Source organism: Okeania sp. SIO2C9, assembly GCF_010672455.1.
Classification (GTDB): Bacteria; Cyanobacteriota; Cyanobacteriia; order Cyanobacteriales; family Microcoleaceae; genus Okeania.
In genome coordinates, this window is the sequence record NZ_JAAHGO010000066.1 from 1 (window position 1) to 18128 (window position 18128).

11 protein-coding genes and 1 pseudogene are annotated in these 18128 nt (G+C 34.1%); 4 read left to right on the forward strand and 8 right to left on the reverse strand.

Annotated features, from left to right (window positions below):
• The first annotated feature begins 474 nt into the window (after window positions 1–474).
• Entirely contained in the window at window positions 475–1623 is a 1149-nt protein-coding gene (locus F6K23_RS31355; RefSeq protein ID WP_293163316.1) for a J domain-containing protein, read from the forward strand.
• A gap of 834 nt (window positions 1624–2457) precedes the next feature.
• Here F6K23_RS31355 and F6K23_RS31360 read toward each other — a convergent pair.
• Window positions 2458–4176, reverse strand: coding sequence for a bifunctional diguanylate cyclase/phosphodiesterase (locus tag F6K23_RS31360; RefSeq protein ID WP_293163319.1), 1719 nt, complete (start codon window positions 4174–4176; stop codon window positions 2458–2460).
• A 10-nt stretch (window positions 4177–4186) separates the two neighbouring features.
• A complete protein-coding gene (locus F6K23_RS31365) occupies window positions 4187–7135 on the reverse strand; it encodes a PAS domain S-box protein (protein WP_293163322.1) in 2949 nt (982 codons plus the stop codon).
• Between the two features lie 465 nt (window positions 7136–7600).
• Here F6K23_RS31365 and F6K23_RS31370 point away from each other — a divergent pair.
• The 3 genes and pseudogenes from F6K23_RS31370 to F6K23_RS31380 all read left to right on the forward strand — a co-directional run.
• Window positions 7601–7813, forward strand: a pseudogene (locus F6K23_RS31370) (aldo/keto reductase); the annotation flags it as partial.
• 71 nt (window positions 7814–7884) lie between these two features.
• Entirely contained in the window at window positions 7885–8166 is a 282-nt protein-coding gene (locus F6K23_RS31375) for a DUF2470 domain-containing protein (RefSeq protein WP_293163325.1), read from the forward strand.
• A gap of 335 nt (window positions 8167–8501) precedes the next feature.
• Window positions 8502–9197 carry a transposase gene (locus tag F6K23_RS31380; protein ID WP_293163328.1) on the forward strand — a complete coding sequence of 232 codons (696 nt, stop codon included), beginning with the start codon at window positions 8502–8504 and terminating at the stop codon, window positions 9195–9197.
• Between the two features lie 124 nt (window positions 9198–9321).
• Here the strand turns inward: F6K23_RS31380 and recG are convergent, their stop codons facing one another.
• The 6 genes from recG to F6K23_RS31410 all read right to left on the reverse strand — a co-directional run bounded on the left by recG (window position 9322) and on the right by F6K23_RS31410 (window position 18022).
• Window positions 9322–11814: an ATP-dependent DNA helicase RecG gene (gene recG / locus F6K23_RS31385; RefSeq protein ID WP_293163331.1), complete on the reverse strand. Its 2493-nt coding sequence runs from the start codon at window positions 11812–11814 to the stop codon at window positions 9322–9324.
• Window positions 11815–12340: 526 nt separating this feature from the next.
• Window positions 12341–13333 (reverse strand): hypothetical protein, encoded by a 993-nt coding sequence (locus tag F6K23_RS31390; protein ID WP_293163334.1) that lies wholly within the window; start codon window positions 13331–13333, stop codon window positions 12341–12343.
• Window positions 13334–13640: 307 nt separating this feature from the next.
• Window positions 13641–14300 (reverse strand): translation elongation factor Ts, encoded by a 660-nt coding sequence (gene tsf, locus F6K23_RS31395; protein ID WP_293163336.1) that lies wholly within the window; start codon window positions 14298–14300, stop codon window positions 13641–13643.
• A gap of 315 nt (window positions 14301–14615) precedes the next feature.
• Complete coding sequence (gene rpsB / locus F6K23_RS31400) at window positions 14616–15434, reverse strand: 30S ribosomal protein S2 (RefSeq protein ID WP_293163339.1); 819 nt, start codon at window positions 15432–15434, stop codon at window positions 14616–14618.
• Between the two features lie 1268 nt (window positions 15435–16702).
• Complete coding sequence (locus F6K23_RS31405; protein ID WP_293163341.1) at window positions 16703–17104, reverse strand: hypothetical protein; 402 nt, start codon at window positions 17102–17104, stop codon at window positions 16703–16705.
• A 96-nt stretch (window positions 17105–17200) separates the two neighbouring features.
• Complete coding sequence (locus tag F6K23_RS31410) at window positions 17201–18022, reverse strand: glycosyltransferase family 39 protein (protein WP_293163344.1); 822 nt, start codon at window positions 18020–18022, stop codon at window positions 17201–17203.
• Window positions 18023–18128: the final 106 nt, after the last annotated feature.

Genomic DNA, 18128 nt, shown 5'->3' on the forward strand with positions numbered 1-18128 from the left:
AGGAAGGAGATATTTCTAGAGTTACCTTTGTATCTGAGAAAAATAGAGGCAAATCTCTAGCGCTACAGTTTTTTTGCCTGATGAATATTTTAATTTTTGAATTGAGATTTTTATCCTCAGCAGTCTAGGTAGAGGGAGGAAATATTTCTAGAGTTACCTTTGTATCTGAGAAAAATAGAGACAAATCTCTAGCGCTACAGTTTTTTGACCCATAAACTCAGAAGAATGATATGGCATTTTTCTTACTTTAAAGTCAAAATGGAACTAATTGTCTATTGATGTTGTTTCAAATATCAAATATTGAGTTGCTTAGGACATAGATTAGAGTAATGATTAATCAAAGAAGAAATATTTTCCCCACTCTTCTCGGCCGCCTTTTCCATCCCATATAATACCAACCTCAAAAAATAAGACTTTCCATAACCTCAAACAACTAAATTCCTAACTGCCCTAACTACCGATTATTTTTCTAATGTGGATGAGATAAATCAATACTATAAAATTCTAGAACTTGAACCTGGTGCTTCTCTAGATCAAGTGAAACAAGCTTACCGAGATTTAGCCTTTGTCTGGCATCCAGATCGTTTTGCCCAAAATACTCGTCTCCAAGCAAAAGCTCAAATTCGTCTCAAAGAAATTAATGAAGCTTACCGAAAATTACGGTATTTTTTGAATGACTCTCAACCACAAACTATTCCGAAACGAAAAACTCCCAGTCAAACACAATACTCATCACCTCGTCGTCCACCTTCTCCTCAACCTTCCCCTTCTCCTCAAAGACCAGAAAATTCTAACGCCAATAATCATTTTCAACAATTCTCTGTTCACACTCATCAAACAAATTCAACAACTTCCAGTATTCCTTGGGGTAGTTTAATTGCGACTTTCCTGTTTTATGCTTTGACTGCCTGGGTATTAGTTATTTCCAAAGCTCCTGTTTGGAGTTGGGCCGTAGTTGAAGGTGTGGCATGGATGGGAATGACTGTTTTGGCAATAGAAGGAACCGGTTCTCAAAAATGTTGGGCGATCGCCTTATTGGGTGCTGGAGGAGGAGCAGGTTGGATAGCTGGAAATTCTGTGGGGGGTATAATTACTGCTTTGGCATGGGCGATAGTTGGATGTAGTTTAGGGTTAATTGCTGGCACTGAACCCCAGGCCAGAACAGTTGCTGCTGTGGTGACTATTGATGGAGTAATTGCTTTGGGGGGATTTTTGGCTGGTAATGGGGCTGAAAATGTATTATTGGTGATTGTTGGTTCTATTATTTGGGCTGCTGCTGGATTTATTTTTGGGACAATTGTGGATGCTGTAATTGGTTTAAAGACTGGTACTGGTGTTGGCAGTATGCTTGGGTTTATTTTGGGAGCTTGGGTTGGAGCTTGGTCTGCTGCTTGGAATTCTGCTCGGTCTAAAAATGTGGCGATCGCTTTGGCTAGTGCTGGGCCTAATATTATTGTTGGATTATGGGTAGTTATTGGTATTGTGGCAGGAGTAGTTGCTCAAATGGTTGCGGGAGAAAAGTTGATAGAGTTGTTTAATGGATTTTCTACTTTTTTGATTTTAGCTATTATTTCTGGATTAGGTTTAGGTTTTGGCTGGTGGCTTTCCACGAGTATAGTTTGAAGGTAGGAGTCAGGAGTCAGGAGTCAGGAGTCAGGAGGAGAGAGAATCACAAAGATAAGCGTAGTTATGACGATTCGAGATTTTTTTTATGTCCAATTCCCCCGGATTTGATATGATTTGTGGCATCTTCAACTTTGCTCCTTCCCTTCTATTTTCAGGTTAGAATTTTAAATTACTGTCAGTGAAAAATTTTAGCTAGAGCGTCGAGAAGCCTCACTCCATAATTGAAAATTTGGTGTGAGATGAATCGACGGTAAATTAATGGGACTCGATGTCCCATTAATTTAAAAATTTTATGTTATGATACACTCAAGCTGGTTTGAGTTAACAACCGCCAGTTATAAACCATGAAAATCAAATAAGATATGGAGTTATATCCCATCCATCCTAGTAATCTGTTGGGAATGTAAAACCAGATAGCGGTGCTAGGTGATCCGCTTTTTTATGTGCAAAAAGGGCGGCGGGGCATCCCGTCCTTAAAGCTCGTGGAGTCCGATGCCATGGCAGGACTACGAAACGAGAAGCCCACACTATACCGAATGGTTAGTGTGGGAGTATGTCACCTCATTCTATTACTAGATGATGTCACTTTTTAATAATGAGCTGCTCTCTCATCCTAAAAACCACATATTTCTATGATTTATTAGAGTTGTTGGGAAATAAAAATTGAACAATGCTCAAAAGCTTATTCTATAAGGTTTTCAGGATTATAGAACTGAAAAACGCTATAAACTTTGAGCAATAAGGGTTTTAGCCATTTTTTTAGCTTAATTCCCAACAATTCTATTATTCATTATTCATTATTCATTATTCATTATTCATTATTCATTACCTTTAAATGCTAGGGAATTTTGATAATTGATGAGTTTTTAATAAATTTTCAAACTTGGATGTGGGTAATGGGGCACTAAATAAATAGCCCTGAATTTCGTCACAGTCATATTTACGAAGAAAGTCTAATTCTGATTGAGTTTCTACTCCTTCGGCAACTACTTTTAAGTTTAGATTATGAGCCATTTGAATGATGGCGATCGTAATTGCTTCTGTCTTGCTATCTTCAGTGATATTGCGAATAAAACTGCGGTCTATTTTAATTACATCAAATGGAAATTCTCTGAGATAACTTAACGATGAATACCCTGTACCAAAATCATCCATTGATATATTAATGCCAAAGGTTTGCCATGCTTCCATAATTTTAGTTGCAGCTTTTTCATTTTGCATGACTAAGCTTTCTGTTATTTCTAATTCTAAGTAATTAGGTTTTAAACCAGTTTCTTGAATAATTTTAATAATTTTTTCTTGAATATTTCTTTGTGTAAATTGGCATCTTGATAAATTAACTGCTATTTCTAACAGCCCAAAACCTACTTCTTGCCAGATTCTTATTTGATTACAAGCAGTACGCAAGACCCATTCTCCTATAGGGATAATTAAACCTGTTTCTTCTGCTAAAGGAATAAATTCTGCTGGTGATACTAAACCTCTGTTTGGATGACACCAACGTACTAAAGCTTCTGCTCCAGTAATTTTACCAGTCTTAATATTAACTTTTGGTTGATAATAAACTTGAAACTCTGAGCGCTTTAAAGCATTACGCAAATCAGTTTCTAAGCTTAGTTGTTCTAGAGAAACAAAAACTGTTTCTGATTGATGAAATTGATAATTATTACCTCCTTTTTGTTGAGCATAATACATTGCTGCATTGGCATTTTTTAGTAGTTCATTTGCTTCTACATCATCTAACGGATAAAAGGTAATGCCTATACTAGCAGTGAGATAAATTTCATAACCTTTTAAAACAATTGGTTTAGAAATTGTATCTAATATAGATTGAACTATATCTGTCACTTCTTGCTTTTTTTCTACTGCCTTGAGAATTATCCCAAATTCAGCAGCTTCTAAATGAGCTAACATATCTATTGAATCAATAGATTTATTGAGTTTTTTTGCCACACTACAAAGTACTAAGTCTCCATTTTTACTCCCCAAAGTTCCTTTGATTCGATTAATTCTATCTAGGCTAATATAAAGGATAGGTATTATTGGAAAATATGTATTTTTTTGAGATTTATTTAGATGACATAATTTTCCTAAACTGCTCTGATTTTGATAGGATATAATTTCATTTATTTGATCTATAAATAAAGAACGGTTCGGTAATTGAGTTATGGGGTCGTACTGGTATCTTTGGAGAGCTATTTCTATAGTTAAATGTAAGTTTCTTTCTTCAAATGGTTTAACAATATAACCAAAAGGGTTTGTTGCTTTTACTCTCTGTAATGTTTTGTCATCGGTATAAGCTGTTAAGAAGATTATTGGTATTTGGGAGCTTAAATGAATTTGTTCTGCTGCTGTTATCCCATCCATTTTTCCTTGCAACATCACATCCATTAATATTAAATTAGGTTGTTTTTCTACTGCTATTAAAATTGCTTCTTCTGCCGAAGAAACAATATCCATAACTGTATAACCCATGATTGTCAGACTGTCTGCTAAATCTTCAGCAATAATACTTTCGTCTTCGACAATTAGAATTTTTGATTTTGACATTTATACCTCTCTATAATTTACTTGCATTCCAGCTAGAAAAAGTTATTTTAAAAACTGTTCCTACTTCATTAATTAGCTCAATTTTTCCTTTAAGTTGTCTCACTAATGAACATACTAAACGCAGACCTAAAGAACCAGATTTTTTATAGTCTAAATCTTGAGCAAAACTAATGCCATTATCAGCTACTTTGAGAATAAATTGGTTTTGGTCACGATCATCATAATCAAATTCTATGAAAATTTCTCCTCGAAATTCTTCTGGAAAAGCATACTTGAGAGAATTAGAAACCAATTCATTAATGATTAGACCACAGGGAACTACTGTATCAATATTCAAGCAAACAGGAATTACGTTTATATTTAATTTTACACCTCTTGCTTTGACTGCATAAGCTTGGAATAAGTGAGCAGCTAGACTGGAAATATATTCAGTAAAATTAACTTTAGACAAGTCCTTTGATTGATATAAATGTTCATGGACAAGAGCCATGGATCTAACTCGGTTTTGGCTTTCTTTTAACATTTCTAAAATTCTTTCATCTTCAATATATCTTGACTGTAGTCTTAATAAACTAGAGATTACTTGCAGATTATTTTTGACTCGATGATGAATTTCTTTTAGTAAAACTTCTTTTTCTGCTAAAGATTCTTTGATTTGCTCTTCATGATGTTTTCTCTCGGTAATATCACGAATTACGGCTTGAAATACTATATTTTTAGTTGATTTTTTGCTGGATTTTTTTTGAGGATATTCACTTGTTTTCATCGCAGTTAATAAAACTTCTGTGGGAAATTCTGATTTGTCTACTCTTTGATTTATCCACTCAAAACAACTATTACCTTTGACAATTGCTTGAATCATATATCTTTTGATTAACTGGGAAGATTTTTTTCCATTTTGCTGAGATTCGGGATAAAAATCTGCTAAGTTATGATTGTAAAATTCTTCTTTATTATTTAAACCAAACATTTTTAAAGTTGCAAGATTGCAATCAATAATTCCGTTTTTATCTAGGAGGATAACAGCATCGCTTGTAGCTTCATAAAGGCTACGAAATTTTTTTTCCGATTCCTGAAGTGAAGCAATTAATTTACTTTTCATTGCCTCTGCTTGTTTACGAGCGGTAATATCTATTCCTACCGAAACTAATGCTTTTCCTTGAGCATATTTCTGAACTACAACCAAATAATTTTTCACACTGCCATTAACTGTGATTTCGACTTCCCGAGATATTTGTTGTGCTGAACTAGGGAAAAAGTCACTAATAAAATCAACAAAGCCCCAACTACTACCTAGAAAACCTACTTCTTGACCAATAAATTTTTCTGGAGGCAAGTTAAAATTGGCTGCTAATTGCCTATTTACTCCTATATATATTAACTCTGAATTAATCCAAGAAACGAACCAAGGTACAGCATCTAAGACTGCTTGTAGTTGGTCTTTAGCTCTTTGTAAAGCTTCTTCTGATTTTTTGCGTTCAGTAATGTCAGTAGCAGTGCCAATAGCTCCTTCAAAATTGCCAAATTTATCTCGTAAAGCAATTGCATTAAAGTTAAGATATACAGGTATTCCATCTTGACGTTTATGTATTGTTTCCCACTGACAACTGGAACAACTATCTTGAGTAAATATAGGTATTTGTGTAATATTTGTTGTGCTTGCTGCTGTAGATTTTTCTACTTCTTCCTGATAGATAAAATTTGTTATGGAACGACCGATAATTTCTGTTGTGTCATACCCATAAATGCGTTTAGCTGCTTGATTAACAAAAGTAAAACGTCCTAAAGTATCTAGTGACCAAATTAAATCTTGAGAAGTTTCTACTAGATGCCTATATTTTTTCTCACTTTCTGCTAAAGCTGTTTCTACCCGTTTTCTTTCTAGAGCATTAATAAACATCTCTCCCATAATTCTGAGCAGATCAATAATGTCTTCTGACCAATTTTTTTCCTCTTTAACTGAATCGAATCCTAAAAATCCAATAAAAATACCACGATATACTATTGGTACAACAACCAAAGATTTTATACATTGCAGGCGCAAAAATATTTTACTTATCCATTTTTCTTTTGGTAGTTTAGTTGTACTTGGAATATAAATTGTTTCTAGGTTTTTTATTTGCTCATTCCACTCTTCTAATGCTGTAATTGGTATTTGTTTTCTTTGCTCAATTTGTGGTTTAATGCCACTGGCACACCACTCATAATCATTGTTAATATAACTACCAGTTTCATCCAGTAAAAATATATAACTACGATCTACACCACTAAAACTTCCTATCCATTCCAGAGCTACTTGAATTCCACGATCTATCTCGTCTGGGGCTAAATTAATAAAATGAGTTGACAAAGTAGTAATTAATTCTTCAAAATTTAGCCTATATAGTAATTCTTCTCTAGCTTGTTTATGTTTGACAATCTCCTCTATAAGTTGTTCATTTGATTCTCTTAAAGCAGATGTTTTTTCCTCAACTTTTTCTTTTAGTCTTAGTTGAGATTTCGGGTCTTCTACTTGAGTATTTTTACTGGCATTAACATTAATATTAACTCCTATTAATCCTGTTATTTCACCGCTTTCAGATATTTGAGGAATTACTCTAGTTTCATATTCTATATATTCCCCTCTCTCAAACCATTTAACTTCATTACCTGCCAGTGCCAAGTGAGTTTTATCTAAAACTTCTTGATGGTCTTTGTGTAGTTCAAAAATTGATTGTCCGATTAAATCTTCTGATTTAATTGTTGATTTTATTGTTTTTTCTCCTTTGACAAAAGTAAATATACCTTTGCTGTCTACTTCCCAAATAATTAAAGATGCTTGATTAGTTAGTATTCGTAAACGTGTTTCACTTTTTTGGAGAGAATTTTTAGTCAATTGATGTTCTGCTTTTTCTTTTTTTAACTCTTCTGTCAACTGAGCGACACTTTGCTGTAAATTTTGAAAAACACTATACATCATTGACATTAATTTTAGGGAACAATCATAATAGTATAACTAGCATAACCATAAAGAGGTTAAGCTATAAATAAACTTGATTTTAAGTTTTTTTTGAATAATTAACTATATATCCTAGTGGGATATATTAAGGTAAGCATTTCCTGCGGAATGCTGCGCAAATAGCTATTACCAGTCAGCACTTATGAAGGAATGCACACCCATTCAACAATTAGCAATGAATAATTACTTCTAAGGTTTGGGAAGAGGACCCATAGCAATAACTTTTTATTAAAACTCAATTTCAAAGGTTGCTTTTGCCTTCCAAAAAATGGCGTTGCTGATAGCTAAATGCTTACATAATTAACTTTATAACACATACTTTTTTAGCTCTTCAATAGTTAAGCTATAACCTAGTCTGTGGCATCTAGAAATATTAAAATATTTGCCACAGTAGAACAATTATCTAAAATCTAGTCAAAATAGGCGATGAAACTACCTGAGTCAAGCAGATTAAAATTTACCGATAATTTAAACATCTGTCGCATTTTTAACGGAATGTGGCAGGTATCAGGTATTCACGGACATATAGACCCCAAAACTGCTATCCAAAGTATGTTTGACTACATGGATGCAGGTTTCACTACTTGGGATTTAGCAGACCATTATAGCCCAGCAGAGGACTTTATTAGAGAATTTAGAATTGAGAAATTGATATAATTTAAAATTTAGAATTGATAAATTGATAAATTTAATAATAAGGATTTGAAAATATGTCTGATTCATTTACTCCAGAAATTAGCGATCGCATTTGTTCTCACATGAATGAAGACCATGCAAATGCTGTGCTTCTTTATGCTCAAAAATTTGGCAGTTATTCTAATTCTACAGCAGCAAAAATGCTTTCTATTGATGCTCAAGGTATGAATTTAACTGCTGAAGTTTGTGGGAAAAGTTTACCGATAAGAATAGAATTTGACCATACTTTAAAGGATGCTGAAGATGCTCATCATACTCTTATTGATATGCTTAAACTAGCTCGTAGTCAAAAATGAAATATGAGCAATTTTACGAAAGTCAAAATAAACAATCAAAAGTAAGATTGTTTTTGCTTAACAGTTGAATAAATTGGGATTTTAGGTGATTGTTGAAGTGAATTTGTATAGTTACTCTTGTGCTCAGAATAGTTTGATGGGAGAGTAACTCACTCTTAGTTTAGCTACATCGCCGATTCATCTCACGCCATATTTGAAAAATTAGCGTGAGATGAATCGGCGGCAAATTGAATAGGTTCGATGCCCATTCAATTTTCCAACATCACAGCAGAAGCTTTCGCCCTAGTAGAAAAACTTGTATGATGATATTCCAATAACCCCAGAAATTTTCCACCATGCGCATTGCCTACCAATATAAATTAAGACCCAAAAAAGAACAAATAGCCACCATAGAAATGTGGTTGGAATTGTTGCGTCGGCAGTACAACTATAGGTTAGGGGAGCGGTTCTCCTGGTGGTCAGAAAACCGTTGTCCAGTTAATGCCTGCCTCTTGGTGATGCCAATTCCTCAACTAAGAGATCATCCAAATTATTACTCTCAAAAAAAAGATTTGGTCAATACCAAAGACAAGTTTCCTGAGTACAAGTTAATTCATTCTCAGGTTTTACAGGATTGCATAAAACGGGTAAAACTTGCCTTTGATAGATGGTTGAAAACAGACAAAAAAGGACATAAATTAGGGAAACCAAGATTTAATGGAATTGGACGTTATCGTAGTTTTACTTATCCTCAAATCAAACTTGACTCCATAGAAGAAAATCAAATTAATTTGCCCAAAATAGGCAAGGTAAAGTTAATTAAACATCGGTCTTTACCTGATGGTTTTAAAATTAAAACAGTAACAATTAGTCGTAAAGCAGATGGTTATTATGTAACTTTATCCCTAGAAGACAAATCGGTTCCAGTTTTAACAACTAAAGTTGAACCAACATTAAAAAATACCCTGGGAATCGACATGGGATTGAAAGAATTCTTAGTAACAAGTCTTTCTAGACTTTCGAGATTCTACTATTGCGTGATAGAAAAATAGTGATGAATAAATTTTTGACTTTGAATTAATTAATTATTTCCTGTTTATTTGTCTATCTCCCCCACTCCCCCGCTCCCCTACTCCACTACTCCCCTACTCCCCTACTCCCCTACTCCCCACACTCCTAATTCAAAATCGACCCTCCCATCATCTTCTGATACCGCCATTCCAACTCTCTCCTCAACAGAGGCCAACTATTCAAACTTTCATCTTTCTCCATCACCCGAAAAGCAGCACCCCGTGCCAACTCCAAAACCTCCTGGTCTTCAACCAAACTCGCCAAAGCAAAATCCGGCAACCCAGACTGCTTTGTCCCTAATACTTGACCAGGTCCCCGCAAACGCATATCCATCTCTGCAATAAAGAACCCATCCTGAGACTGCTCCAACACTTTCAAACGTTCCGTAGCATCAGTAGAACCCGCACCCCTCATCAACAAACAATAAGACTTATGGACACCACGACCCACTCGCCCCCGCAACTGATGTAACTGAGATAAACCAAACCTTTCTGCATTTTCAATCAACATTACTGTGGCATTCGGCACATCTACCCCCACTTCCACCACAGTTGTAGATACTAAAATCTGAGTTTGATTATCCCGAAATGCACTAATAGCTTGGTCTTTTTCTACACTTGTCATTCTGCCATGAAGTAAACCTATTTGAAATTCTGGGAAAACTTTTTCTGCTAACTTTTGATGTTCTTCAACTGCCGATTTTACATCCAATTTTTCTGACTCTTCAACTAAGGGTAAAACAATATAAACTTGTCTTCCTTGAACTATTTCTCTGCGGATTAAATCGTAAGCTTTCTTGCGTTGTCTTCCAGTCAAAGTTGTTGTTTGAATTGGTTGTCTTCCTGGTGGTAATTCATCTATTTGACTAACATCTAAATCTCCATGTAATGTCAGAGCAAGTGTTCTAGGAATGGGAGTAGCTGTCATTGCCAAAAAGTGGGGAGATTCACCTTTTTGTTGTAATTTTGCTCTTTGTTGAACCCCAAATCTATGTTGTTCATCTATTACTACTAAACCTAATTTGTGAAAAATTACAGCTTCTTGAATTAGAGCATGAGTACCGACTAATACAGGTAATTCTCCGGTCTCAAGTTGAGAGTGAATTTCTCTGCGTTTTGCTACCTTTGTCGAACCAGTTAATAGTTCAACTGGTAAATGTAAAAGATTAAACCAACCAACTAATTTTTTATAATGTTGCTCTGCTAATACTTCTGTTGGTGCCATTAAAGCTGCTTGATAACCTGCTTGAATTGCTGCTAACATCGCCACAACTGCTACTACAGTTTTTCCTGCTCCTACATCTCCTTGTACTAATCTTTTCATTGATTCAGGTTTTTGTAGGTCATTGAGTATTTCATTAACTACTCTTTTTTGAGCATTAGTTAATGCAAATGGCAGGAGTTTATAGAATTGCTCAATTAATTTTCCTGTAGTTGGTAAAGCTATTCCTGTTTCTACCTTTTTTTGCAATTGCCGACGTTTTAATAATCCTAATTGTAGGTAGAAAAATTCATCAAAAACTAAGCGACGACGAGCTGCTGCTAAACAATCTCTATCTATAGGAAAGTGAATATTTTTAATAGCATTTTTTAAATCTATTAATTGATATTTCCCTAATAATTCTTCAGGCAATGTATCTGACAATTGTTCTGCTGTTGGTAAAACCGTAAATATTGCTCGTCTAACAACATCTGCACCTACTCCATCTGTTAAGGGATAAACTGGTACTAAACGACCAACTTTCATGGATTCAATTTGACCCCCTTCACTATCAAGAACTTCTATTTCTGGGTTATCTAAATTTTTCCCATATTTATTTTCTTTAACTAAACCTGAAACAGCTACTGTTGCACCGACCGGATAGATTTTTTTCTGCTGCATTTGCCAACCTTTATTACTAAATCTAGGTCCGGCAAAAAAGCGACTTATTTTGATTTGACCTGTAGCATCTGTAAGGGTAAGTTCGAGAATAGTTAATTTCTTATTTTTAGGGCTAGAAAAACAATTGAACCGTTTAACTTTGCCAATTATTGTGACAGTTTCTCCAGGTTCTAGGTCGCGAATATTTACTTGACGAGCATAATCTATATGGTCTCTTGGGTAATAATAAAGTAATTCTCGTACTGTATATAATCCTAATGTCTCTAGGCGATCGCTGTTTCTTTTACTAATATCTTTGACTTCTGTTAATGGTTGTTCTGCATCAAGTTTATCGCTGTATTTTTGGGAAGTAATGGAGTGATTTTTTAGTGTTTTTTGACTTTTTTCTTCTTGTTTAATTCTCTCTTTTTTTATTGTTTCTTCTGGCTTTACTCCTTCAGAAATATATTGCATTTTTTCTAAAAAATATTTAGTTCTTTCTAGTAATTTTTGCCGTTCTTCCCTAGCCATTTCTGGATAACTGATAAATTGATTAGATATCTCCTGAAATTGATTTTGATAACCTTTTAATATTATGGGTACTTCGCTCAAACTGATACTTAAAAAGTCATTAAATATATATTGTTTTCCCTGGATATTTTGAAAACCATATTGTACTTCTACTGACAAAGCTTTTTGTAATCTTTCCCAGTCTATCTTTTCTTTTTCGTTATTCATGGCAGATTATATATGTAATATTTTCTTAGTCGCTAATTTATAGAAATTCACACTTAAATCAATCAGGACTTACGCAAATTGATTGTTAAACCACCATATGTAGGGGCGAATGCGATTCGACCTCCCCATAAGTAGAGTCTTTGCGTAAGTCCTGCCAATATCAGCATTAAATTATTTTGACTTTTTTTATTTTACTTACTTTATTGAAGCGACCAAAAAACCTTCGTCCTTCTACTCATCTTTACTTCTTCTTTCTTCCCTCCTGACTCCTGACTCCTGACTCCTAATTCAGCAATTAACAATTAATTAACAATTAATAATTAATAATTACCTCTTCTTAAAACGGATAGGATTGACTAAAAGGATTTTTTTTGATTCTCTTGGTCGATTGCATATGGTGAGGAAACCTCGCCATCCCTCGACCGCTTTATCCCCTTAAAAGGGTCAGCTTCAAGGCGTGAATTGTTGAATGAATAATTATTAACTATCAACTCTTAATTATTCATTATTAATTATTCATTATTAATTATTCTTCATACCAACTAGAACGCCATGCTGACTCTGCTTCTATTACAGCTCGTTCCCGTTGCTTTTTACGATATTCTCGTTGCAGTTGATTAAGTCTTCCTAAAAGGTTACGAATTTTATTACGCCAGGAAGTAACATTAATATCAGTAAATTCTATTTCAGATAATCTGAGATTTACTGCTATAACTTTAGTAACTGTAGAATTTTTTTCCTCTTCTGGATCTTCTGCTTCAATTAATAAGTTTAATAAATTAGGTTTTCCACCCAAAGGAGTCTCGCCTGATTCCATTTTTGTCGCAGCTTCTAAAACTTTTTTCGGTATTTTTTTCGGTAGTATTTCTGCATTTTTAAGGATGCAATTTGCCTGATGAGAAATTTTTTTAAGAATTTCAGGTATTTGCCTTTCTATATTCTCTTGCCAAGATATTAATGTATCTAAATTATCTAATTTATCAATAATATTTTCTGGAGATTTTTCTATTTCTTCTGTTTCAATTTTATTCAAATTTTCTTCTATCCGATCTGCCAATTTTTGCTCTTCATTATCAGATGTTTGAGTTAGAAATAATACAGCAGAATCAAATTCTATGTTTGTCTTTTGGTCTTTTAGTGGGGATGTTACTTCTTGCTGCTCCCCATCTTCTTCACTCAAAAGACTCATCATTAATTCTGGTGCTGAAGTCCCATCTAAATTTTCCTGTTCTTCTGGAATTTGTTCTAATAATTCTTCTAATTCTCTAACTGGTAATTTTGCTATTTCTCGCAACTCTGACTGCATTTTTTGTCGCTGAGAAAACGATAAATTAAGAAAAGCTTCTGGATATCCTTGAGTACATATATGATAACTAGCAAAAATTAATTGTTGGCCTATCCCTTCACCTAATACTTTGAAATAACCTTCATAAGTACCATAAAATTCCTTGGCAATTTCTGCGATCGCTACTTCTATTTCTTTCAATTTTTCCTCTATTTGTTTTGCTGCTCCCATCATAGTGAATTATTTTTTATCTATCAACAATTAAAAATTAAAAATAAACAGATTATCTCTGCTACTTTTAATTTTTAATCTAAGTATTCAGCTAGCTCGCATTCAGTTTTTAGCTGTTTCATAAATAATGAATATACACTGCTAAGGTCAAGGTTAGTTGTTTTTTCAAGACTTTGAATTCTCCTTAAACCTCTCAATACTAATTCCTGCTATAAAGGCAGTGAATGAATAGCTGATTGCTGATTGCTGACCGCTGTTTGCGCAGCATTCCGCAGGAAATGCTTACTTTTTAATTATGATTATTGATCAATTATTCCTTTCCCATTTGTGCTGCTACTTCTTCAGCAAAATTCTCCTCTTTTTTCTCAATACCCTCTCCCAAAACAAATCGTGTAAAACGACGTACTTGTACTTTTTCACCTAACTGAGCGCTAGTTTCCTTCACCAACTCTGCCACTGTGACATTTTGGTCTTTAATATAAGCTTGATCCATTAATGCTAATTCTTTGAGTCGCTTTTCTATTCTTCCCTGAACTATTTTTTCCCTAATATTTTCCGGCTTTTTACTAAGGTCTTCTCTACCCATTTCTATAGATTTTTCACTCTCCACAAATTCCGTAGGGATATCATCAACTGAAATATATTCTACCTGTGGACAAGCTGCTATTTGCATAGCAATATTTTTCACTAACTCTTTGAATGCCTCATTCCTAGCAACAAAATCTGTCTGACAATTTACCTCTACTAAAACGCCAATTCTGCTACCTGTATGAATATAACTTTCAACTAGTCCTTCTGCTGCTACTTTACCCTCAAGTTTTCCTGCAGAAGCAATACCTTTTTGTCTTAGCCATTCTGTAGCCTTAGTAATATCGCCATTATTTTGCTCGAGAGCGTTTTTGCAGTCCATCATGCCTGCGCCTGTTGCTTGACGCAATTCTTTAACTAACTTTGCAGATATTTCCGGCATATTTTTTATTCTCCAATTTAACTTTACTACAACTTTATTATTTAGGAATTAATCCGTAAGCATTCAGGCGTCAGCTATTAATTTTGAGGAATATAAAAGCAACCTTTAAAATTAATAAAGAATAAAAGTTACTGGAATGCGTCCCTTGACTAAACCTTAAAAGTAATTAGTAATTACTCATTACGAATAGCTGAATGCTTACATTAATCCTACTTTAGTGCCTTAATTTAAAGTAGGCTTTTTAGAAATAATTTACGCTGTATTTTATCCCTAAAAAACCCCAGTTCTACTACTCAACAATATTACTAGAATTTGTTATTCTTCTTCATTATTGTCTGATGATGATGATTCTTCTTCACTTACATTAAATTCTTCTTCCGCTCCATCATAATCATAATCTTCTTCATATTCTTCATAGCTATCATAATCTTCTTGATCCAGTGTTTCTAGTTGACCATGACGACCTTCATAGATAGCATCAGCCAACTTACCTACTATAAGTTTGATTGAGCGGATAGCATCATCATTAGCTGGAATTGGAATATCAACCTGAGTCGGGTCACAATTTGTATCCAGCAAAGATACTATTGGAATATCTAACTTCTGACATTCTTGAACAGCATTATACTCTCGTCGCTGGTCTACCATTACAACTCCATCTGGCAAGCGGCGCATATTTTTAATACCCCCCAGATATTTTTGTAACTTAGCCATTTCACGACGGAGAACCGAAGCTTCTTTTTTCGGGAGTAAATCTAGTGCCCCATTTGCTTCACGACGCTCTAAGTCTTTGAGTCTTTCTACCCGAGTTTTAATAGTAGTCCAGTTAGTGAGCATCCCACCCAACCAACGTTGGTTAATATAATAAGCTCCACATCTACTGGCCTCTTGAGCGATAATACCAGCAGCTTGACGCTTTGTACCAACAAATAAGAATTTTTTTCCTTGTTCAGAGGCAGTTCTGATATAGTCGTAAGCTTCTTCCATTAATTGAGCTGTTTGAACAAGGTCGATAATATGAACGCCGTTACGCTCTGTAAAAATATACTGGGACATTCTTGGATTCCAGCGACGGGTCTGATGCCCAAAGTGGACTCCTGACTCTAACAATTGAGCCAAACTAACAACTGGCATAATTATAATCTCCTATTCGGGTTTAATCCTCCATCCAGGTGCATTCTCATAGATTCTTAATCTGCAGAACACCCGACTACCTAGATGTGCGATTTTAGACAACTTTTCTAGTGTATCATATCAAATCCGGTTAAACAGTTATGGAATGGTTAAGTCTTTAGGAGTCAGGAGTGGAGAGAATCATTTTGATGAGCGTAGTTAGGGTTTGCGCTCAAAAGTCTTTTAGTAGGAGGAAACAGGAGATAGGAGATAGGAGAAATAGGAATTAATACCAAATTGATAAATGTTTGCTACAAATAGTTAGGATATTTCTTAGGAGTCATTCCTCAGTCATCAGGAGTCGTATAGGAATAGTATTTCAAGCGTTTTTTAGATCATAAATCATCGTTTTTTGTCAAAGGGAATATCCTGCATTTGTCTTTTTTCTCCTCTTACTATTCGTAACATTCTTTTTTCACGCTTGGTATAAGAGGAGGTAGAAGTAACAATTGTAAGAATGATTTTTCTGCCCAACTATGCGCCTAAAATACGCTCCATGCATGAGTACTAGAGAGCTAATTCCCAGGCATTTTTTTTTATCTAAAAAAGCTAAAAACTTTATATATCAATCCTTTTAGATTAGAAAGGTCACGCCCTAGTTATGACTGAAAAACTTTGGTCTCAAGTCTCCCTTTTCAAGGGGATAAAAAAAGAGAATATTCCATATTTCAAGCCTCCTGATTCCAGAGGTACTGTTCAACAATTAATAATTAATAATTAATAATTAACAATTACCGAAAAATTAATAATTCAATAATTCAATAATTCAGGTTTAAAGCCTCCCCTTGAAAGGGGAAAAAAATAAATTTTTTCCTTATTGGTTAATCCTCTTCGTTTTAGGGAGAGGTAATTATCAATTATCCATTATCAATTATCCATTATTGAACTCTCCTTGAAAAGAAGAGGATTACTCAAAGGAAATTTTTTTCTTGTTTCTCCTTTAAAGGAGAGAATTTTTACCTTAATTATTCGGTAACTAATAACTGATAACTGAAATGACCATTGGAGATTTTTTTTATCAAAATAACTGGGTCGCACAACCCCGCCTTTTAAAGCGAAATATTTTTGGAGCGCGGCTCAAATCCCCATTACAAAAATAACTTCTGACTTCTGAATTCTGACTTCGTTAAGTCTAATTTACCCAGATTTGATATCATATACATTCCTACCAATACTACTAACATTCCAATCTAAAAAAAACTTAATGGTTACTTGGCAAATTAAAAAGCTTATTTTAAAGACTTTAAAACATAGTGATCGACAACAGAAATATCATTGCTTTTTGAATAGAATTTATTTATGTATGAGTCAACATCGCTGGATGTATATATAAAACCTTTAAATCTACCGATTAAAATTTGTTCAGGGCGGTATTTTACAAGTAATTCATATATTTCATCTTGACTCAGTTGACCTGTCTTTATGCGCTTAGTAGAGAACACTGCAATTTCGGGAGGAACAAGTAAATCTGCATAAAAACCATAAATTGGAACATCTGTAAATAGCCATTTTGTTGAATTTTTATGCTCTATTAGACGATTTACAACTGCAAATTGTGGTTGATAGTTTTTTTGAAGACTAGGAATATCTTTTGAAACTTTAGGTTTTAATGTTAATAATGCAAATATCATTAAAATTAATGAAATACTTGCCCAAAAATAATTTCCTAATCTAAATTCTCGTTGCTGAAAAATGTCAAATAATAGAACAGATACATAAGCTGCTAATCAAGCCATAGGAATAGCAATGAGACAATAATGATGTGGCCATACTGGTCTATGATTTAAAAGAAGCAATGTTCCTGTTCCTAGCCATGCAACTGGAAATAGACCTTCCCATCGATGCCTCACAAAAACTACTAATATACCGAAAATAGCTAAAGAAAATAGATCGTAATCTTTATTGATGATGACTTTACTTAGCTTTTCAAAACCATCTTTGACGAATGCCGTTTTAATCTCCCCTCCAACATGAGTACCAAAAAGCTGTTCATAGCTTAACGCATTAAATAGTAATGAAAAAATCAAAAAAATAACAACTAAACTTATTATCCAAAGCAATAAAGGATAAATAAATCTACTTTTTAACTTATGAATTGATTCCAAATTAATTTTATTGACATCAAAGATCAAAAGTAAAATAATTGGTATTAAAAAAACTGTCAAAAATTTGATTTGCAAAGACAATGCAAAAAGAGCAGCAGAAATAATCAATAAATATTTTTGTTTACTCTTTTTGTAAATAAATAAAAAGTAAATAGAAATTACGATTAAAGATAATGCAGGAATTCCAATCATAACAGTACTACTAAATCTGATAAACCCTGATGAAGCAGCCAATGATATTGCTCCAATAAGAGCGGAGAATATTCCTAAAGAAATACGAATAGTTTCAAAGAAAAACCATATTAGTAATGCTGAAAAAATTACGGTCAAAAGGCGCGCGAAAAAAACAGATTTTCCAACTATGCTGAACCAGAATGAAAGCATTGCTGTAAAAAGGAAAGGATGATCGCTCCAAATCTCGATATGCGGTGAGTAACCTTGCATATAAAGTGAAGCCCTCATTAATTCAAGCCCTGATCAAAATTGAGTTGGAATTCCTCCTTTAAGGGAACAATCATAGGTACTATGATAATTGCTAGTACTAGATACA